Origin of the sequence: Gemmatimonas sp. UBA7669 (assembly GCF_002483225.1) — a bacterium.
Lineage (GTDB): Bacteria > Gemmatimonadota > Gemmatimonadetes > Gemmatimonadales > Gemmatimonadaceae > Gemmatimonas.
Genome location: NZ_DLHL01000051.1, coordinates 214565 through 235250, shown reverse-complemented (window position 1 = coordinate 235250; position 20686 = coordinate 214565). Strand labels below are relative to the sequence as shown.

Annotated in this window: 20 protein-coding genes; 18 read left to right on the top strand and 2 right to left on the bottom strand. The window is 66.9% G+C overall.

Annotation, left to right across the window (positions count from 1 at the left end; translation table 11 throughout):
* Positions 1-17 precede the first annotated feature (17 nt).
* The 18 genes from B2747_RS15160 to B2747_RS15075 all read left to right on the top strand — a co-directional run bounded on the left by B2747_RS15160 (position 18) and on the right by B2747_RS15075 (position 18023).
* On the top strand, positions 18-806 hold the full coding sequence (locus B2747_RS15160; RefSeq protein WP_291162746.1) for a DUF1641 domain-containing protein: 789 nt from the start codon (positions 18-20) through the stop codon (positions 804-806).
* 19 nt (positions 807-825) lie between these two features.
* Positions 826-1236, top strand: coding sequence for a hydrogenase maturation nickel metallochaperone HypA (gene hypA, locus B2747_RS15155; protein ID WP_291162744.1), 411 nt, complete (start codon positions 826-828; stop codon positions 1234-1236).
* A complete protein-coding gene (hypB, locus tag B2747_RS15150) occupies positions 1233-1928 on the top strand; it encodes a hydrogenase nickel incorporation protein HypB (RefSeq protein ID WP_291162742.1) in 696 nt (231 codons plus the stop codon). The genes hypA and hypB overlap by 4 nt, the downstream gene beginning before the upstream one ends.
* A gap of 38 nt (positions 1929-1966) precedes the next feature.
* Positions 1967-3652: a GAF domain-containing protein gene (locus B2747_RS15145; RefSeq protein WP_291162738.1), complete on the top strand. Its 1686-nt coding sequence runs from the start codon at positions 1967-1969 to the stop codon at positions 3650-3652.
* A complete protein-coding gene (locus B2747_RS15140) occupies positions 3649-4326 on the top strand; it encodes a response regulator transcription factor (protein WP_291162735.1) in 678 nt (225 codons plus the stop codon). Before B2747_RS15145 ends, B2747_RS15140 begins: the two co-directional genes overlap by 4 nt.
* Positions 4327-4492: 166 nt before the next feature.
* On the top strand, positions 4493-5464 hold the full coding sequence (locus B2747_RS15135) for a hydrogenase (RefSeq protein ID WP_291162732.1): 972 nt from the start codon (positions 4493-4495) through the stop codon (positions 5462-5464).
* A 58-nt stretch (positions 5465-5522) separates the two neighbouring features.
* Positions 5523-7148 carry a nickel-dependent hydrogenase large subunit gene (locus B2747_RS15130; protein ID WP_291162729.1) on the top strand — a complete coding sequence of 542 codons (1626 nt, stop codon included), beginning with the start codon at positions 5523-5525 and terminating at the stop codon, positions 7146-7148.
* Complete coding sequence (locus tag B2747_RS15125; protein ID WP_291162726.1) at positions 7145-7675, top strand: hydrogenase maturation protease; 531 nt, start codon at positions 7145-7147, stop codon at positions 7673-7675. Before B2747_RS15130 ends, B2747_RS15125 begins: the two co-directional genes overlap by 4 nt.
* Positions 7675-7998: a hydrogenase maturation protease gene (locus B2747_RS15120; RefSeq protein WP_291162723.1), complete on the top strand. Its 324-nt coding sequence runs from the start codon at positions 7675-7677 to the stop codon at positions 7996-7998. The genes B2747_RS15125 and B2747_RS15120 overlap by 1 nt, the downstream gene beginning before the upstream one ends.
* Positions 7995-9272, top strand: coding sequence for a hypothetical protein (locus B2747_RS15115; protein WP_291162720.1), 1278 nt, complete (start codon positions 7995-7997; stop codon positions 9270-9272). Before B2747_RS15120 ends, B2747_RS15115 begins: the two co-directional genes overlap by 4 nt.
* Positions 9272-9658 (top strand): hypothetical protein, encoded by a 387-nt coding sequence (locus tag B2747_RS15110; RefSeq protein WP_291162718.1) that lies wholly within the window; start codon positions 9272-9274, stop codon positions 9656-9658. The genes B2747_RS15115 and B2747_RS15110 overlap by 1 nt, the downstream gene beginning before the upstream one ends.
* A gap of 7 nt (positions 9659-9665) precedes the next feature.
* Positions 9666-10541, top strand: a complete 876-nt coding sequence (locus tag B2747_RS15105; RefSeq protein ID WP_291162715.1) for a NifU family protein — start codon at positions 9666-9668, stop codon at positions 10539-10541.
* Positions 10538-11722, top strand: coding sequence for an NHL repeat-containing protein (locus B2747_RS15100; RefSeq protein WP_291162713.1), 1185 nt, complete (start codon positions 10538-10540; stop codon positions 11720-11722). Before B2747_RS15105 ends, B2747_RS15100 begins: the two co-directional genes overlap by 4 nt.
* 2 nt (positions 11723-11724) lie before the next feature.
* Positions 11725-12030: a HypC/HybG/HupF family hydrogenase formation chaperone gene (locus B2747_RS15095; protein ID WP_291162710.1), complete on the top strand. Its 306-nt coding sequence runs from the start codon at positions 11725-11727 to the stop codon at positions 12028-12030.
* Positions 12027-13142, top strand: coding sequence for a hydrogenase formation protein HypD (gene hypD, locus B2747_RS15090; protein WP_291162707.1), 1116 nt, complete (start codon positions 12027-12029; stop codon positions 13140-13142). The genes B2747_RS15095 and hypD overlap by 4 nt, the downstream gene beginning before the upstream one ends.
* Before the next feature lie 7 nt (positions 13143-13149).
* Positions 13150-14247 (top strand): hydrogenase expression/formation protein HypE, encoded by a 1098-nt coding sequence (gene hypE / locus B2747_RS15085; protein WP_291162704.1) that lies wholly within the window; start codon positions 13150-13152, stop codon positions 14245-14247.
* Positions 14248-14309: 62 nt separating this feature from the next.
* Positions 14310-16445, top strand: a complete 2136-nt coding sequence (locus B2747_RS15080) for a TonB-dependent receptor (RefSeq protein WP_291162701.1) — start codon at positions 14310-14312, stop codon at positions 16443-16445.
* Positions 16446-16535: 90 nt separating this feature from the next.
* Entirely contained in the window at positions 16536-18023 is a 1488-nt protein-coding gene (locus B2747_RS15075; RefSeq protein WP_291162698.1) for a M20/M25/M40 family metallo-hydrolase, read from the top strand.
* A 13-nt stretch (positions 18024-18036) separates the two neighbouring features.
* On the opposite strand, the gene B2747_RS15070 is transcribed toward B2747_RS15075, so the two are convergent.
* Positions 18037-18639 (bottom strand): ANTAR domain-containing response regulator, encoded by a 603-nt coding sequence (locus B2747_RS15070; protein ID WP_291162695.1) that lies wholly within the window; start codon positions 18637-18639, stop codon positions 18037-18039.
* Positions 18640-18642: 3 nt separating this feature from the next.
* The gene (locus B2747_RS15065) at positions 18643-20613 is read right to left on the bottom strand and encodes an ATP-binding protein (protein WP_291162693.1); all 1971 of its coding nucleotides are present in this window, start codon (positions 20611-20613) and stop codon (positions 18643-18645) included.
* Between the last annotated feature and the right edge of the window lie 73 nt (positions 20614-20686).

The following is a 20686-nucleotide window of genomic DNA, read 5'->3' as shown; positions in this document are numbered from 1 at the left end:
ATCCCTGGAGGACCTCCATGGGGACCGCGTTGCCTTCCGCCTCCAGCGCTGCCCAGGAGCAGTTGCTGGCCCGCCTGTCGGAAGAGAAAACCGTTGATGCACTCAACCGCCTGCTCGACCGCCTGGAAGTCATCGCCTTCGTGGCCGATGCCCTGGACGGGTTTCTCGCGCGCGCCAATATCGTCGCCGAGAGCGTGGCGGAGAGCGTATCGGATCTGAAAAAACTCACCGGCGACGAAACCGCCACCGGCGACGTCATCGGCCGCATTCCGCAGTTGGCGCGTGTCGGCGTGCAGTTGGCCGACATATCCGCTACCCCAGCCTTTCAACGACTGATTGACTCGGGATTGATCGAGCGCCTGGGGGATGAGCGAACGATCGACGCGGTCAAAGCCGTATTGGACCGGCTCGAACTGGCCGCGTTCACGCTCGAGGCGATCGACGGGTTCCTGCGCCGCGGCGACACCATCGCCACTGCCCTGTCAGACGATGTGGAGGAACTCAAGCGCGCGTCGCAGAACGACTTCGTGAAGCTCCAGGATGTGCTGTCCGCGCTGCCCCCGCTGGTGGCCGCCGGCCAGACGCTGGTCAAGTCCGGCATGCTGGAACCCCGGACGGTCGAAGTCCTGGCCACCATCGGCCGTTCGGCGGCTACCTCGTACGACGAGGCGCACGGCGCCCCGGCAGACGAAAAGCCCATGGGGGTGCTGGCGCTGCTCAAGGCGCTGCGCGACCCCGATGTCGCACGGGCTCTCCAGTTCGGCCTGAAGGTGTCCAAGGCGTATGGACAGTCGCTCGCCCGTTGATCATGGAGCATGATGCAGCATGCATGAACTATCGATCGCGCAGGGTCTCGTGGACGTGGTCACCGCCGAGGCCACACGCCTCGGCGCGACACGCGTGCGGACGGTGTACCTTGCCGTAGGGCGCCTGAGCGGCGTGGAGGCCGGCGCCCTCGAGTTTTCATACGATCTTGTCACCGAGGGCACGCTGCTGGCGGGCTCTCGCCTCATCATCGACGACGTGCCCATCGCCATCCATTGTGTCCGGTGCGATGCCGAACATGACCTGCCCGGCGTGAACCGATTCCGGTGTCCGGTGTGTGATACGCCGAGCGCCGACATCCGGCGTGGTCGGGAGCTGGATCTCACCCGCCTCGAACTGGACGAGCCCGATGACATCACCTCGTCACCCGGTTCGTCATTCTCCGTGTCTTCTGCGAACCCGATTTCGTGACCACGACGGCTCCCACCACGCGCATCGTCGAGGTGCGCGCAGGCATTCTTCGCAAGAACGACGAGCTGGCGCGGGGATTGCGGCGGCGGTTTGTCGACGCCGGCGTTTTTGTGGTCAACCTCGTATCGAGTCCAGGTACCGGAAAGACGGCGTTTCTGGAGTGGACGCTCACGGCGCTGCACGCTCGCGGTGTGCGGGTTGCCGCTCTGGTGGGGGATCTGGCCACGGACAACGATGCACAGCGTCTGGCACGCAGCGGGGCGCCGGTGCGGCAGATCAATACCCACGGACGCTGTCATCTCGAAGCGGAGATGATCGAGCAGCATCTCGACGGCTGGGACCTGCACGCACTCGACGTGCTGTTCGTGGAGAACGTCGGCAACCTGGTGTGCCCCGCGTCGTATGATCTGGGCGAAGCGCTGCGTCTGGTGCTGTTGTCGGTCACCGAAGGTGAGGACAAACCGCTCAAGTACCCGACCATGTTCAACTCGGCCGATCTGGCCATGATCACGAAGTACGATCTGGCCGTGCCGTGCGAGTTCGACCGGGCGGCGGCCGAATCGTCCATTGCCTCCGTGCGCCCGGGCATGCCGGTCCTCACCTGTTCCACGCGCACGAGCCAGGGACTCGACGAATGGCTCACCACGCTCGACGCCGCCCGTGAACGCTGGCGCGCCGCGCTGCCCGTCTGACCCGCACCCGCGCCATCGTGTCGGCGGCCCCTCATCTCGTGTTCGACACGTCCGCCCGGGCGTCCGATGGACTGGCATTGCTGTCGGCGGTATCGGGCGCACTGGCGCGGGAGCCGGACGGCGCCACGCTGCGAGCCACGCTGTGCCGTACCATGGCGCTGCACATGGCCCTGCCGTTCGTTGCCCTCGGCACGGTGCACGAAGGGGATGTGCAGGCGGTGTCCATCGCCGGATCGGCCGCGGGCTCCGAGGGCGGATTCGACATGCAGCCCGCGCTCCGTACCATCATGCGCGTGGTGACCGCCAGGCGCACGCGGCATGTGTCCCGCGCTCCCGACGAACCGGTCACGGGTACGCGTATCACGCCCGGCGCATTGGGCTGGGAAAGTCTGGTCGCATTGCCCGTCCTGCATCATGCCGGACACCCGGTGGCGGTGCTCTGCCTTGCAGGGCCGGCGACCGTGACGTGCAGCGACGGGACACTGCAGACGCTGGAGGTGGTGTCGAACCAACTGTCGGTGGCCCTCGATCGCTCGGAGCTGCTGGCACGCCTGGCCGAATGGTCCAACGGCATGGAGGCATTGCTCGCGTTCTCCGGCGCGGTGCACCGGCATCGTGAGCCCGTGACGCTGGTGCACGAGATGGTCGAGCATGCGGCCCAGTTTCTCAAGGCCGACGGAGGCTGCGGCGGCCTGTCGGTGACCCGACCATCGGGCGAGGCCGTGCTGGAGTCGGACGCCTACTGGCGGAACGGCCGCTGGCGGCGCCGTCCCATCAGCTGGGCACGCGGGGAGGGCATCCCGGGTCGTGTGCTCGACCATGAGTTTGCCTATCTCACGGCCGACTATGCGCATGATCTGGCGCGTGACAGCGATCTCGTGGAGCAGGACGGCGTGCAGCATGCCGTGTGTGTGCCGCTGCGTGACGCCTCGCATCAGGTCGTGGGCTTTCTGGAGCTGCACCGCGGCGTCGGCCGACCGGCCTTCACATGGAACGACGCCGCGTTTCTCGAAGCGTTGGCCGATACGACGGCCATGGCCATCGAAAATTCCCGGCTGGTGAGCGCCCTCGCGGCCAAGAACGCCGAAGTCCGTCGACTGTTCGCGCAGCACGCCGAACGGATCGAGGAAGAGCGCCAGCACATCGCACGCGAATTGCATGACGAGGCCGGTCAGGCACTGGTCGGGGTCAAGCTGGCCTTGCAGGTGCTGGCCCGCGTCATGCCCGATGATGCGCCCACCGTACGGGCCCCGCTCGACGAACTGCGTATGCAGGTCAATCAGGCCACGGCGCGATTCCGTCAGTTGGCGCGTCGCCTGCGGCCGCCGGCTCTTGATCAGCATGGACTGGGCACGGCGCTCGCGCAGCTGGTGCACGACACCGAGCAGCGCGGCGGCTTCGTGGTGCAGCTCGATGTGGACGGGCTCGACGATCGACGCTTTCCGGCCCATGAGACGGCCGTATTCCGCATCGTGCAGGAGGCCCTCACCAATGTGTCCGCACACGCCGGTGCGACACGCGTCCAGATCGAGGTGACCCAGCACAGCGGGTTCCTTTCGGTGGCCATCCAGGACGATGGGTGTGGATTCGACGTCCAGGATCAGTCGCAGGGACTCGGCCTGCGTGGCATCGCCGAGCGGGTGCATCAACTCAACGGGCACCTGGAACTGACCAGTGGCGCCGGTGAAGGCACCCGGATCCGCGTGCAATTGCCTTGCCGATGACGGCGCGTGCGCGTCTGGTGCTCGTCGATGACCACGCCCTGGTGCGCCGCGGGCTGGCCGTGCTGCTGCGCCTCGATGGACGCTACGACGTGGTGGGGGAGGCTCCATCCGGTGAGACCGCACTCGAGCTGATCGAAGGCGAACGTCCCGATCTGGTGGTGCTCGATCTCAACATGCCGGGTATCGACGGGCTGGAGACGCTGCGTCGCGTGCGGGCCCGCGGACTGCCGACCAAGGTGCTGGTGCTGTCCATGCACGACGAGGCCCATCTGGTGAGTCAGGCGCTGCAGTCGGGTGCCAACGGCTACCTGCTCAAGGACTCGATGGACGACGAGCTGTTCCACGCCATCGACGCGGTGCTGCGCGGGCAGCGCTATCTCGCGGCGGCCATTGACCGGGTCCGGCTGCAGGAGTCGCGCATCCGCCCCACGACGCTGACGGCGCGGGAGCGCGAGGTGCTGCAGCTCATTGCCAACGGGCTCACCACATCGGCCGTGGCAGACACGCTCAACATCTCACCGCACACGGCCACCCGACATCGCGCCAACCTCATGCAGAAACTGGACGCCCACAACCAGGTGGAGCTGGTGCGCATCGCCGCCGGCCGCGGGCTCATCGTGCTGCAGAGCAGTCAGCACGGCAGTCCGCAAGGCGGCCCGATGAGCGGACCCTAGGCGCCTCGCGCAGACCGTCGCGTACCTAGTTCTTGCTATTGTTGCGCGCTCCGCCAAGGCGCATCGTGCCATCCGGTTCGGCGCAGAGAGCGTTCCGCGCCCGACGCCCCTTCCCCTCCCTCCTCCCGCCGGTGCATCCGGCCCTCCCCACCAGGAGACTTCCCACATGGCAACGGTGTTGTGGCTGCAGGGTGGCGCGTGTTCCGGGAACACGATGTCCTTCCTGAATGCCGAAGAGCCGAGTGCGTGCGATCTGGTCACGGACTTCGGTATCGACATCCTCTGGCACCCTTCGCTTGGTGTCGAAATGGGCGCGCCCGTCCGGCAGATGCTGGACGACCTCGCCGCCGGGCGTCGGCAGCTCGATCTGTTCGTCTTCGAGGGCACGGTCATTCTCGGGCCCAACAACACCGGCCGTTTCAACATGTTCGCCGACCGGCCCATGAAGGACTGGGTCAAGGAACTCGCGGCGCACGCCGGCGCGGTCGTCGCGCTGGGCGACTGCGCGTGCTGGGGCGGCATTCCGGCCGTGGATCCCAATCCGGTGGACAACATCGGACTGCAGTACATGAAGCGGAATCACGGCGGATTTCTGGGCTCCGACTTCAAGTCCAAGTGGGGGCTGCCGGTGGTGAACATCCCCGGCTGCCCGGCGCACCCCGACTGGGTGACGCAGATCCTGGTGGCCATCGCCTCGGGTCGTGCCGGCGACATCGCCCTCGACGATCTCCAGCGTCCGCAGACGTTCTTCAAGACGTTCACGCAGACCGGCTGCACGCGTGTGCAATACTTCGAATACAAACAGAGCACGATGGAGTTCGGTCAGGGCACGCGGCAAGGCTGTCTCTTCTACGAGCTCGGCTGCCGCGGTCCGATGACGCACTCGCCATGCAATCGCATCCTGTGGAACCGGCAGTCGTCGAAGACCCGCGCCGGCATGCCCTGCACCGGTTGCACCGAGCCCGAGTGGCCGTTCCATGATCTCAAGCCGGGCACGGTGTTCAAGACGCAGAAGGTGAGCGGCACCATTCCCAAGGAAGTGCCCACCGGCACCGATCACGTTTCGTACATGGCCCACGCCGCCGCGGCGCGTATTGCGGCGCCCAAGTGGACCAAGGAAGACATGTTCGTCGTCTGATGTTTCTGACGTGGCCTGACGGCACGCTCTCTCTCACCCTCTCTTTCTCAGCATAGCCATGGCAACGGCGACTCAGCCCATGCCCTCCGACCTGCGCATCAGCCCGCTCGGGCGCGTGGAGGGCGACCTCGATCTGCGCGTGACGATCCGCGACGGCGTCGTGACCGACGCGTGGACCGAGGCGAGCATGTTCCGCGGGTTCGAGATCATCCTGCGCGGCAAGGATCCGCAGGCCGGTCTCATCGTCACCCCGCGCATCTGCGGCATCTGCGGTGGCTCCCATCTGTACAAGGCGGCCTACGCGCTCGACACGGCGTGGAAGACGCACGTCCCGCGCAACGCGACCCTCATTCGCAACATCGCGCAGGCGTGCGAAACCCTGCTCTCCATTCCGCGCTGGTTCTATGCGTTGTTTGCGGTCGACCTCTGCAATCCCAAGTACAAGCATCTCCCGGAATACGACGAGGTGGTGCGCCGGTTTGCCGCCTTCGTGGGCACCAGCTTCGAGCCAGGCGTCACGTTGTCCGCCAAGCCGGTCGAGATCTATGCCATGTTCGGGGGGCAGTGGCCACACTCGAGTTTCATGATTCCTGGCGGCGTGATGTGCGCCCCGTCGCTCAGCGACGTCACGCGCTCCATCGCCATTCTCGATGCCTGGAAGCGCGACTGGCTCGAGAAGCAGTGGCTCGGCTGCTCCGTCGAGCGCTGGATGGAAATCAAGAGCTGGAACGACATGCTGGCGTGGGCCGAGGAGAACGAGTCGCAGCGCAACTCCGACTGCGGGTTGTTCATCCGGTTCGCTCAGCGGGCCGGTCTCGACAAGTATGGCCAGGGCGTGGGCGCATTCCTCGCCACCGGGACATTCTTCGATCCGTCGAAATACGAGCACCCCACGGTCGACGGCCGCAATGACGCCCTCGTGTCGCGGGCCGGCATCTACGACGGGAGCGCCTTCCATGACTTCGATCATCTGAACGTTCGCGAAGACACCGCACACTCGTTCTACAAGGGCGACAAATCGCTGCATCCATGGCAGGGCGAGACGGATCCCATCGATCCGCTCGAGGGCCACAAGCAGGGCAAGTATTCCTGGTCCAAGTCGCCGCGCTACGACGTGCCGGGCAAGGGCGCCATTCCGCTCGAAGTCGGCCCGCTGGCGCGGCAGGTGATGGCGGGACGCGAGGGCGCTGCCTCGCATCAGGAATACGACCCCTTCATTCTCGACGCCATCAATACGGTGGGTCCCAGCATCCTCGTGCGCGTCATGGCCCGCATGCACGAAGCGCCCAAGTATGCTGGCCTGGTGCGCAAGTGGCTCGACGAAATCGACCTGCATGACCGGTTCTATACCAAGCCCGTGGAGCACGCGACGGGCCGGGGCTTCGGCTCCACCGAAGCGGCGCGCGGTTCGCTGTCCGACTGGATCGTGCTGAGCGACGGCAAGATCGAGAACTATCAGGTCATCACGCCCACCGCCTGGAACATCGGCCCGCGCGACCGTCTGGGTCGCCACGGCCCCATGGAGCAGGCGTTCATCGGTGCCGAGATCCAGAACCCCAACGATCCGATCGAAATGGGCCATGTGGCCCGCTCGTACGACTCGTGCCTGGTGTGCACGGTGCATGCGTACGACGAAAAGACCGGGAAGGAGCTCTCCCGGTTCCGCATCGGCGAGATGGGATGAATTCAGCGGTGCAGGCGCTCATCGTCGGCTGCGGCAATCTGCTGCGCGGCGACGATGCGGTCGGTCCGGTACTCGTGCGGCACCTCTGGGAAAGAGGGGTGCCGCACGGCGTGCGTTGTGCCGATGGCGGAACGGGCGGTATGGATGTGGCCTTCCAGATGCGCGGCGTGCCGCACGTCATCATCGTGGACGCCTGCAGCAGCGGCTCCGAGCCCGGCGCCATCTTTCGCCTCGATGGCGTGGACGCGGAAACCCCACCGCTGGCTGGCATCAACCTGCACGCATTTCGGTGGGACCACGCGCTGGCATTCGCCCGCTGGATTCTCAAGGACGACTATCCCCCACGCATCGATGTGTGGCTCATCGAAGCCCAGCAGTTCGCGGCCGGTGCGCCGCTCTCGCCCCGGGTGGATGCGGCGATGGAAACGGTGATCCAGCGCATCCTCGCGGACGTTGCATGGACGCAGGATCTGCCGATGCCGGCACCGGCCGATACGCCGGTGCCGGCGTCCCACACGGTGGCCTGATGGACATCGAGATCACCGAGGCGGGATACCTCGTACTGGGCGCCGATCTCGCCCAGGCGTATTTCCCGAACGACACGTTGCTGGCCATGCTGCGGGGTGAGGAGTTGTGGCTGCTCCCGACCCGTGGCGCGGGTGGCGGCGGCCTGTTGCTCAAGCAGCGCAATCCAGCCGGTGACCGCTCGGTGCTGGTGCGCGAAGCTCTGCATGATCGCTATGCGCCCGGCATGTGCCCCGCGTTCTGGGACGACCGCCAGGGTGCCCTTCGTGTCGCCCTGCATACGACGCCCGGTGTCGCGGCCGAGGTCACAGGGGCCGCCCCATGACTCCCTTGCTTCCCGTTCCCATGCTCGTTCGTCCGCAACCCATCGGCATCTTCCCGTTCCCGGCCGGGCTGCTGCTGCTGCCGGAACCCGACGTCCGCTCCGACACGGACAGAGAAACGGCCAGACAGGCCCAGGAGGCGCTGATGCGCGGCAGCGTCCCCGAAATCTGGCCAAACGCCTGGCGCTTCTTTGCGGCGTCACTGGCGGGAGCGCGCGACGAGGCCATGGCATTGCTGTCCGCCGATGAATCGACGCACGGTACGGCCCTGGTGGCCTACAATCGTTTCGTGCTCGCCGGTGATGCCGGAGATCTGGCCGCCGCCCTCGGCGCGTCGGCACCGACCGTACGCGTCATGGCCTGCTGCGCCGCGTACGTGCAGGGTGCGGTGTCCGGGTTGCCTCCGGTCGAGGAAATGCACCGCGCGCTCGACGCGGAACTCGTCGCACAGGCGCTGGCGGTGCAGGCGGCCTGGCATCTGGAGAACCATGCCGTGGCCGAGGCCCTGACCGTGCTCGAACAGGGCGTTGCCGCGGCACGCGTGGTATCGCCAATCCTGGCGGCGCAGCTGCTGGCCCAACGTGCGGGGCTCGAGGAAGCGGCGGATACGGCCGAAGCCCTCTGGCAGGAGGCGTTGCATCTGGCTGGCGATTCGCCACTGCCCGGGCTGCGCGCCGAACTGCTGTGCGGCCGAGCGCTGGTCGTGCATCAGGACTCGGAGTCGCGTCGGCATCGTCTGGTAGAAGCCGTGCAGCTCTATCAGGAGGCCCTGCGCGCCGGCATCGATCGTGACTCCCACCCACTCATGTGGGCGCGCATTCAGGCCAACCTCGGCATCGCCTACGTCTCCATGCCCATGTCCGAAGCCGGGAACAAGCTGCGTCTGGCGGTGGCCGTTCAGGCCTTCCGTGAAGCGCTCACGGTGTACGATCGTGAGGCGCATCCCGATGAGTGGTCGAGCACCATGCTGAACATGGCCAACGCCATGCAGTACATGCCGTCCGGTCATCAGCAGGAGAATCTCATGCAGGCCGTGGAGGCCTACGAAGAACTGCTCACCGTGAGGCCGCGGGCCATGGATCCCGTGGGATATGCCCGCATTCTGGCCAACCAGGGCAATGCGCTGGCCCACCTGGGCATCTTCACGCCGGCCGTGGAGAAGCTGACCGAGGCGCACAAATTGCTGCACTGGCATGGAGAACCCGACGCCGCCCAGCGGCTGCTCGACCAACTCGAAGCCATCAACGTCCAACTCGCGACGGCGGAGAGCGCCTGATGGAACTGCACGTGCGTCAGCAGTTCGACTTTTTCTTCAACACCGCCGTGGAGCGTTTTGTCGAACGGGTCGAACAGCGCTGCGGCGGCCCGGTCCCGGCGCTCACGCGACTGCGCCTCGACCCCAACGCCGAGGGCATCTGGGTGGACGAGTTCGTGACGGCGCTGTTCACGGACTTCCTGCTCGACAATCCGGCCGGGGCGGCGTTCATCGTGCAGGCCTTGTCACGGCGCCCCGTGCCTCAGGCGGCCCTGGCACGCATGGCAGACGCCCGCACGGCGGGTGACGCCGTCCAGCTGCTGGCTCGGCATATCTTCGCGGCCATCCTCGTGGCCAAGACCGAAGAGGCGCTGGAGCAGCGTCTCGCCTTCCAGGTCACCGACTGAGTTCCGTATGACTGCCACCGCCCCCGTTTCCGACACCGCCGCGTCGCCATCGCTCGAGACACTGGCCGCCAATGTGCAGCGCACACTCGACGACGTGCGCGGCATGCCCATCGATCAGCGCACACGGGCGCTGGCACTCAAGGATGCGCTGGAGGCGTTTCACAAGGCCGGGCTCTCCACCATCGTGCGCACGCTCAAGCAGGATCCGCACGGCAAGGAGCTGCTGTTCGCACTCGTCGACGATCCGGGTGTGTACGCGCTGCTGGCCCTGCACGGTATCGTGAAGGCCGATGTCCGCACTCGCGTGGCCCGGGTGGTGGAGAACCTGCGCCCGTATACACAGTCGCACGGGGGCGACGTGACGCTGGTGGACGTCACTGCCGATACGGTGTACGTGCGGCTCGCCGGTGCCTGCAACGGCTGCAGCATGTCGTCGGTCACGCTGCGCAACGGGATCGAGGAAGCGCTCAAGGAGCAGGTGCCCGAGATCACGCGCATCGAAGTGGTGCCGAACGAACCGGACAGCACGCCGGCCCTCGTCTCACTCTCGCGTGCCCCGCGCGGCGATGGCTGGGTGGACGGCCCCGCTCTGGACGACGTACAGGACGCCAGGCCGTTCCGCTTCGAAGTGAGCGATGGCCGCAGCATCGTCATCCTGCGGTTCGGCGACAGCATCAGCGCCTGGTGGAATGCCTGCGCACACATGGGGCTTCCCATCGACGGCGGCATGGTGGACGTCGAGGCACGGACCATCACCTGCCCCTGGCATGGCTTCCGCTATGATTGTGCCTCGGGCGAGTGTCTGACGGCCCCCCAGGCACAGCTCGAAGGTGTTCCGGCCCGCGTGACCAATGGCCGCATTCAACTGCGTCCCGCGCAATGACGGTTGGGCTCTCACCCCCGCCATCGCCTGCAGCGAAGGATGTCGCCTGCGGCGCCCGTCCGCTGCGGCGACTGGGCGCCGCGTCGCCCTTTGGCCTGGCGTTGCCGTCGGCGCAGCCTACGGCCGGTCAGCTCTATGCGCCACGCGGCGTATGGTTCGATGACCAGTGCGTGGTGGTGGCCGACTCCGGCAATCACCGGGTGCTCATCTGGCATCGCTGGCCGGAGACGGACGGCGCCGACGCCGATGTCGTGCTCGGCCAGCCGGACTTCACCAGTGAGGGGCCGGCGGCCGGCGGGCGCGGATGCGAGAACGGATTGCACCTGCCCACCGGGGTACTGGTGCATGACGGTCGTCTCTTCGTAGCCGACGCCTGGCACCATCGCGTGCTGGTGTGGAACACGCTGCCGACGGCCAGTGACACCCCGCCCTCGTACGCCATCGGTCAACCGGTGCTCGCCGACGCACACCCCAATGCCGGCGGCACGGTACAGGGCAACACCCTCTACTGGCCCTACGGACTCGGCATGGTGGGCGGATGGTTCTGGATTGCCGATACCGGCAACCGTCGTGTACTGGGCTGGCCCCACGTGCCCCAGCCCGGGGAGGCCGCCCATGTGGTGCTCGGGCAGGACGACGCGCAGACGGCGCTCGAGAATCGCGGCGGCGCCGTGTCCGCGTCGTCCTTTCGCTGGCCCCACGCCATTACCGGAGACGCGCACACGCTGTACGTCGCCGACGCCGGCAATCACCGTATCCTCGGCTGGTCGACGTTGCCAACCCGCGACAGACCGGCAGAGGTGGTGATCGGTCAACGCGACCATGCGCACGCCGAGGAGCTGCCGCATCGTCCGCAGGGGCCACATCGACTGCGCTTCCCGTATGCCGCGGCCATGAGTGATCACGGACTGACAGTGGCCGACACCGCCAACAACCGCGTGCTGCACTGGCATCAGCCGCCACGACACGGCACCCGGCACGAAGCCCAGGCCGTGTTGGGCCAACTCGACTTCAATGCCGCCGGCGAGAACCGCTGGAAGGCCGTCGTCGATGATTCACTCTGCTGGCCCTATGGACTCTGGAGCCACGGCGATCGCCTGGCGATCGCCGACAGCGGAAACAACCGCGTCATGCTCTGGGCCGGTCCAACTGTTGCACCCGCTCTTTCCCGGGAGATCTGACGATGTGCCTCGCCGTACCCGGCCGCATTGCCGCCATCTATCAGGACGGTCCCATGCGCATGGCCACACTCGATTTCGACGGTATCACCAAGGCCGTGTGCCTCGCCTATCTGCCCGACGCGGTCGTCGGGCAGTACGCCATCGTGCATGTCGGCTTTGCCATCAGTCTGATCGACGAAGCGTCGGCGCAGGAAACGCTGCGCCACTTCCGCTCGCTCGGCATTCTCGAGGAAGAGCTGGGCGAAGCGGCGGACGAAGCGTACGCGCCACCACCACCGTGCCCGCTGCCGGCTGCGGTGCCACAATGAAGTATCTCACGGAATTTCGCGATGGGGAGGTCGCGCAGCGCATGGCGGCCGAGATCCGCCAGCTCACCACTCGTCCATGGGCCATCATGGAGGTGTGCGGCGGTCAGACCCACAGCATCCTCCGCAACGGCATCGATCAGTTGTTGCCGTCGGAAATCGAGCTCATTCACGGTCCTGGATGTCCCGTGTGTGTCACGCCGTTGGAGGTCATTGACCAGGCGCTGGCCATTGCGGCCCAGGCCGGCGTGATCTTCTGTTCTTTCGGTGACATGTTGCGGGTGCCGGGCTCCGAGAAGGACCTTTTCCGGGTGAAGAGCGAAGGCGGGGATGTGCGGGTGGTGTACTCCCCGCTCGACGCCGTGGCCCTTGCCCGACAGCATCCCGATCGAGAGGTGGTGTTCTTCGGTATCGGCTTTGAGACCACGGCACCGGCCAACGCCATGGCCGTGCATGTGGCCAGGCGCGAAGGGCTGCGCAACTTCTCCATGCTGGTCTCGCACGTGCTGGTCCCGCCGGCCATCGACGCCATCATGCGCTCGCCCGCCAATCGGGTGCAGGCGTTTCTCGCAGCGGGCCACGTGTGCAGCGTAATGGGCTTCTGGCAGTACCCCCCCCTGGTGAAACAGCATCAGGTGCCCATCGTCATCACCGGGTTTGAACCGCTCGATGTGCTGGACGGCATTCTGCGTACAGTGCGTCAACTCGAGCGTGGTGAGGCGGCGGTGGAGAATGCATACGCACGCGTGGTCACCTTCGATGGCAATCGCACCGCGCAGGCGTTGCTCGAAGACGTGTTTGCCGTCGGTGACCGTGCATGGCGCGGCATCGGGCTGATCCCGCAGAGCGGCTGGCATCTGAGCGCCGCGTATCGCGACTATGATGCCGCGCACCGCTTCTCCGTGACCGGCATCCGCACGCAGGAATCCCCCCTGTGCCGCAGCGGTGACGTCCTCCAGGGCACCATCAAACCCACCGCCTGCTCGGCGTTCGGGGCACAGTGCACACCGCGCACCCCGCTCGGTGCCACCATGGTGTCCACCGAAGGCGCCTGTGCCGCGTATTTCAACTATGGCCGCACGGTGCAGCTCGAGCGCCTCACGATCACCCGGTGACAGCCTCATGAGCGTCGCGACCACACCAGCCGCGGGAGCCCACCCCGAGACCGGCCATATCACCATGGACACGTGGGTGTGTCCGCTGCCGCTGCGTGACTATCCGGCCATCGTGATGGGGCATGGCGGCGGCGGGCAACTGTCGGCCGAGTTGGTGCAGCACCTGTTCCGACCGGCCTTTGCGCCCAATGCCACGGACGCACTGGGGGACGCCGCGGTTCTGTCGCTGCCCGGCACGCGCATCGCCTGCACCACGGACACCTTCGTGGTGCAGCCTCTCGAGTTCCCCGGCGGCACCATCGGGTCGCTGGCCGTGCATGGTACGGTCAATGATCTCGCCATGGTGGGCGCCCGCCCCATCGCCATCACCGCCGGGTTCGTGCTCGAAGAGGGGCTGCCCATGGCGCAACTGGCGCGTATTGTGCGCGACATGGCCCGCGCCGCACACGACGCCGGCGTGCGCATCGTGTGTGGTGATACCAAGGTGGTCGAGCGCGGTCACGGTGACGGCGTGTACATCAACACCACCGGTATCGGCGCGCTGGCCGAGAACCTGCACATTGGCCCGGAGCGTGCGCGGCCGGGCGATGTGGTCCTGCTCAGCGGACACATCGGCGATCACGGCATGGCCATCATGAGCCGCCGCGAAGGCCTCGAATTCGGCTCCCCCATTGCCAGCGATTCGGCGGCCCTGCACACGCTGGTGGCGGACCTGCTCGCTGCGGTCCCCGACGTTCATGTGCTGCGAGATCCGACGCGTGGCGGTGTGGCGGCCTCGCTCAACGAAATTGCCGGTGATGCCGGCGTGGGCATTGCCATCGACGAACAGGCGGTCCCGGTACGCGCTACGGTGCGCGCCGCCTGTGAAGTCCTGGGTCTCGATCCCCTGTTCGTGGCCAACGAGGGCAAGCTGCTGGCCATCGTGCCGCCCGAATGCGCCGAGCGGGCACTCGAGGCCATGCGCGCCCACGCGTTGGGCACGCAGGCGGCCATCATCGGCCATGTGGCTGCCGACCACCCGGGCATGCTCGTCGCGCGCACCGGCCTCGGCGCACGGCGTGTCATCACCATGCCCATAGGCGAACAGTTGCCCCGCATCTGCTGACCGCCTGCCAGCCAGCCTGCCGGTCCCGGAACGGCCCCCTTTCCGTCTCGCCCACCACCGTCATGACCCGCCCGACTCCACGCGTGCAACCGCGCGCGTTGCGCGTGCTGCTTTGCAGCACCGCCCTCTGCAGCGCCCTCCTGCCTGACTCAGCTCGTGCGCTGCAGGACACCACACGAGATCGCATGCGCGACAGTCTCACCACTCTGCGTCCGATGCGCGTGACTGGTCGCCTCGATGATCTGATCGGCGTGGCATCGAGTGCCGCTCAGGGGCGTGTAGGACGTGCCGATCTGCGCCAGCGCCCGCTGCTGCGCGAAGGCGAACTGCTCGAGGTTGTGCCGGGCATGATTCTCACACAGCACAGCGGCGACGGCAAAGCCAATCAGATGTTCGTGCGTGGCTTCAATCTCGATCATGGCACGGACTTTCAGACGCGCATCGAGTCCATGCCGCTCAATCTGCCCACGCACGCGCACGGGCAGGGCTACACCGATCTCAACCTGCTCATTCCCGAGCTGGTGGATCATGTGACCTATTCCCTCGGACCGTACTACGCCGAGCTGGGAGACTTTGGCAGTGCCGGAGGTGCCACGCTCAACCTGGTACGTGCGCTGCCGCAGTCCATTGCGCAGGTCGAAGGTGGCGCGTGGGGCTTCCGACGCGCCGTGGCGGCTGGCAGCCGCACGGCGGGCGCGCACACGATGTTGCTGGGTGGAGAAGCCAAAGGCTACGACGGTCCGTGGGATGTCGCGCAAGGGCTCAGCAAGCGCAGCGGAGTCGCCCGCTACACCTGGCAGGGCGCCGATCAATCCGTTTCGCTACTCGGGCTCGGCTACCACAACCGCTGGAACGCCTCCGATCAGATTCCCGAACGCCTGGTCGACAGTGGCCAACTGCCGCGATTTGGCCAGGTCGATCCTTCGCTGGGCGGCTCCACATCGCGCTACAGTCTTTCACTCGATGCCACACGCCTGCGCGGCCGCACGCGTTCGCAGTTTGAAGCCTATGCCGTCCGGTACGACTTCGAATTGTTCTCCAACTTCACCTACTTCCTGGACGACGAAGCCAACGGGGATCAGATCCGTCAGCGTGACGGTCGGACCATTTTTGGATTCAACGTCGAACAGCAACGGGTATTCACTCCGGGCCGCATGGCACACCAGTGGCGATATGGCGTGCAGAGCCGCTGGGACAACGCCGACGTGTCGCTGGCGCGTACCACCTCGCGTGCGTTTCACGACATGGTGCGCGCCGATGTCGTGAAGCAGGGCAGCATAGGTGCCTGGAGCGCCATCGTGACTCGATGGCTTCCGCAGTGGCGCAGCACGCTCGGCGCGCGCCTCGACGGCTATCGCTTCGACGTGAACAGCGACCTGCCCGTGAACTCAGGTAGCCGCACGGCAATGCTGGCCAGCCCCAAAGCCTCGCTGGCCTATGCGCCGTCTTCGCGAGTTGAACTGTACCTGGGTGGGGGCCTGGGCTTTCACAGCAACGACGCCCGTGGCACCACCATCCGTATCGATCCGGCCAGTGGTGATTCGGTCGATGCCGTGGACCCGCTGGTGCGTTCCCGTGGAGGCGAGTTGGGCATGCGGATGTCCGGCGCCCGCGATCTGCGTACGACCATCTCACTGTGGACCCTGCGGCTCGACAGTGAATTGCTGTTCGTGGGTGATGCCGGCACCACGGAGCCCCAGGGGCGCAGCGCACGCACCGGCATTACGATCGCCAATTTCTGGCGTCCGCTCCGCACATTGGCCGTGGACGGCGATGTGTCGTTTACGCGTGCCCGCTACGTCGACGAGCCGGCGGGTGAGCAGTCCGTGCCCGGCGCTCTCGAAGCGGTCATCGCCGCCGGCGTGCAGTGGAGCCCCATGCCCAACGGGCCTGCGGCCGTAGTACGGGTGCGGCATTTCGGCGCGCACCCCCTCATCGAAGACAATACGGTACGCGGGCGGTCCACCACACTGCTCAATGCCAGCATCGGCGTTCCGCTGCGCTCCGTACGGCTCACCGCCAGCGTACTCAACCTGCTCGGCAGCCGCGGCCGCGATGTGCAGTATTTCTATGCGTCCCGTCTCCGCGGCGAACCCGCAGGGGGTCTCGACGATGTGCACTTCCATCCGGTGGAGCCGCGCCAGGTGCGGGTCGGGGTCAGCCTTGGCAATTGGCGGGGCATGAGCACACCGGAGTGAGCGGTTCACCATCCCGCCCGCTCGCGTGACGACGACGGAGGTACGATATTCGGCCAGGTCGACCCTCATTTCCTGCCGCCCGTCACCGCCATGCTCTGCCCACCGTCGCGCCTCCACGCTTCCCGCCGGACCCTGGCCCTGGCCGCCGTTGCCGGGACGCTGCTCAGCGCACCGTTTCACACCGGCGCCGCGCAACTGCCGGGCGCCAGGGCTCCCGGCGCGCCGACCTCGCTGACGCCGGATCAGGCCGCCGCGCGCGCGATCTACAAGGAGATGGTGGAGATCAACACCGTCGACGATTCCGTCGGATCGGTCACGAAGGCGGCGCAGGCCATGGCGGCACACTTCCGTGCAGCAGGGTTTCCCGACGCCGATATGCATCTGGTGGGGCCAGCCGCCGCACCAACGAAGCAGAATCTCGTCGTGCGCTACCGCGGCAAGGGACGTGGCAAGCCCATTCTGCTGCTCGCCCATCTGGACGTGGTGCAGGCCCTCCGCAGCGACTGGCCGCGCGATCCGTTCACGCTGATCGAAGAAGACGGGTGGTTTTTCGGACGCGGGGTCTCGGACGACAAATCCATGGCCTCGATGTTCGTGGCCAATCTGCTGCGATACAAGCGCGAGGGCTGGGTGCCGGAGCGCGATCTCATTCTCGCGCTCACGGCCGATGAAGAGGGCGGCAGTCAAAATGGCGTGAGCTGGCTCATCGCCAATCACCGGGCGCTGATCGACGCCGAATATGCCATCAATGAAGGCGGCGGCGGCACGCTCAAGGACGACAAGCCGCAGTTCCATTCCATTCAGGCCGCCGAGAAGGTGTATGAAGACTTCACCTTCACGGTGCACAACACCGGCGGGCACTCCAGCGTGCCGCGCCGCGACAATGCCATCTATTCGCTGGCGCAGGCCCTGTTGCGCGTGCAGCAACACACCTTCCCCGTCGAACTCAACGACATCACGCGCCCATTCTTCGAACAGACCGCCAAGGTGGAAATGCCGTCCCTGGCGGCGGCCATGCGGGCCATCGTGGCCAACCCCGGGGACACGGCGGCCGCGCGCATCATCTCCACCGATCCGCGGTACGCGAGCATGCTGCGCACCACCTGTGTGGCAACCATGCTGCACGGCGGACATGCGCCCAATGCCCTGCCACAAACGGTGACGGCCAACGTGAACTGCCGCATCGCGCCGACCAGCAAGGCCTCGCAGGTCCGTGCCACGCTCGAGCGGGTCGTGAACGACACCAGCGTCTCCATTTCGGGGTCGCGCGCCGATCGCAGCGACGGCGCGCCGGTGCCGGTGAACGCCACGCTGCTCAGGATCACCGAGCAGCTGACCACGCAGATGTTCGGCGACATTCCGGTGATTCCCACCATGAGCACCGGCGCCACGGACGGCTATCGCCTGCGCAACGCCGGCATTCCGACCTTCGGGGTGAGCGGCATCTTCTCGGCGCCCGGCGAGACCAACGCCCACGGCCGCAACGAAAAGCTGCGGGTCAAGAGCTACTACGATGGCCTCGCGTTCCTCTACGAACTGGTCAAGCGGGTGGCCGGGCCCGGCACTCCGGTCAGCTGACCGGAGCCCAGCCTCACACCTTCATCCCGGGCTCACTGTCGATCACGGCGCGGGCGATGTCGACCATGCGCACACTGCGATCCTGGCTGCTGCGCTGCATGATGCGATAGGCCTCCTGCTCGCTGCTGCCCGTGCGGCGCATGAGAATGCCCTTGGCGCGCTCGATGAGCTTGCGTGCCTCGAGCTGCTGTTTGGCTTCGGCCGCTTCACGCTTGGCCTCGATGAGCTCCCGCGCGCGGGTCACGGCCATGCGCAGCGTGGCGTCGAGCGTGGTGGGCGGTGTGGGCTTGGGCAGGAGGGCCACGGCCGTGCTGCGCAGCACGTCGGCCGTGGACAGTGTCAACGACAAGTCGCCGGTGATGAGCACCACCGCCGTTCCCGGCAGCGCGTTGGCGATTTCCTCCGCCGCCTGCACGCCGCTGGCTCCCGGCATGTGCATGTCCAGCAGCACCGCGTCGGGCGTGAACTGCTGCGCCTTTTCGATGGCCGCCGTGCCGCTCTCGACCTCGGCCACCACCATGTGCCCCAGCGCCCCCAGCAGGTCCACCAGGGTGGAGCGCTCGAGCGCGTTGTCTTCGGCAACCAGCACGCGGATGGTCGTGGGCAATTCGGACATGGGTTACGTCTCGGAGGTTGTATCGCGACGGAGGGGTGCAGCAATGTGCGACTTGAGTTCGGCCGCTCGCAACGGTTTGCGCAAAACGAATTCCACCGCCTGGGCTTCCGACGTGCCAACCTGGGGCTCCCAGCCGGTGATCACGCCCACCCGCAGGTCCGGGAATCGGGCCCGCGCCGTCTTTACCAGCGACCAGCCGCTGCCATCCGGCAAACCGACGTCGGTAAGCAGCAGGTCGAAGGGCGGGCCGGCGGCCTCGAGCGCGGCTTCACCCTCGCGGACACTGGCCGCCACGGTCACCGCATGGCCATCGGCCTCGAGAATGCGGCGCAGGAAGTCCCGTCCATCGTCATGGTCTTCCACCACCAGAATGCGCTGAGGCAAGGCCGGCTCCAGCGGCTGGCTTGGCGTGGGAGTCCCGCTGCGCTCCCGCCAACGAGGGAATCGCAGCAGCACTTCGGTGCCGCGGCCCGGCACTGAGGTAATGGCCGCCGACCCGCGATGCCGGCGCGCAATGCCATACACCTCGGCAAGGCCGAGCCCGGTACCGCCGGCGCCCTTGGTGCTGAAGAACGGGTCGAAGGCCCGCTCACGGACCTCCTCGGTCATGCCGACACCGGTATCGCGGACGGCAATGCAGACCTCGTTACCGTCGATCGCGGTACGCAGGGTGAGCGTTCCGCCATTCGGCATGGCATCGATGGCATTCTGCACGAGATTCAGCAGCGCCTCGCGAATCTCACCGGGCAGACCACGCGTCTGGACATCGGCGCCGAGCTGACGCTCGACCCGAACCTCGTCGGCCTCGCTTGTTCGGCGCAGACGCATGGGTTCCGTGAGATCCACCACCTCGTCGGCCAGCGCCGACAGGTCGATGACCTCGTCGCCACCGGCGTGCACCGGCTCCTGCCGTATGAAGCGCCCTACACGTGACGCCGTCGCCGCCCCGATTTCGGCCGCCTTGCGAATGCGATCGGCGTAGTCGCGCACCGCCTCGGGCGACTCCGCGTGATGGCGCAGCAGATAGGCCGCTGCCATGATGGGATTGAGCGCGTTGTTGACATCGTGCATGACACCCGCGGCCAACTGACCAACTGCCGCCAGGCGGCGCTCGCGCACCTGTTCTTCCTGTGAGGCCAGCAGGGCCTGCGAGCGCTCCTCAACGAGGCGCTCAATGGAATCGCTGGTGGACGCGGCCCGTGCCTGCAAGGCGGCTGCCTCGCGCGCCTGCTCCTGCACGCGCAGCTCGAGTCGCGCGAGTTCGGTGACGTCCCACTCGACCACCACCACGCCGCTCACTCGGCCATCGGCATCGCGCATGGGGGCCGCGTGCGCTTCCACGACACGACGCCCCTCCGGCCGGCGCACCTCGAGCCGCTGGCCGTGCACCTGCTGGCCACCCAGTGCCCGCATGGCCGGCGTTTCCAGCCATTCGATGGGCTGGTGATGCACCGGATCGTGCGGAGCCTCCTGCTCCCAGCGTCGACGCAGCGTGTCCGCTTCGTTGTCAGGACTCGCGGAACGATCCGCGTCGTCGAGCGCGCTGTGCACTTGCCCACGCGCATCGGCCACCAGCACGCGGGCCGGCTGGACGGCCCAGAGCGTGTGGTACTCGCGGCGCAACGCCTCCAGTGCGTCTCTGGTTGCCTGTTCCGCCGTGATGTCGCTGGCCGAGACGAGCACCGCCTCGCCGACGGGCACGACTCGGCAGAGATAGCGCCGGCTGCCCGGCCCCTCGACCTCCAACTCACCCTGCGGCAGACTGCCCGCCGCGACCTGCTGTACGGCCTCGACCAGCGCCTGGCCAAACCCGAACAGCAGGACACGCCACGACTGTCGGTCCAGTGGCGCCCGCGCGTCCCAGACAAAGGCGTCGCGCCCCGTTCGATTGATGCCACGCGCAAAGCCATCGCGCCCGCAAAGCAGCGCGGGCATGGGCAGCGCTTCAAGCCAGACGGCTGGCTGATCGATCATCGAGTCCGGTATGGGGCTGCAGAGAGGGGCGGAGCGGCACGCATGCTGGCACGAACGCTCGCAGCAAGCGCAC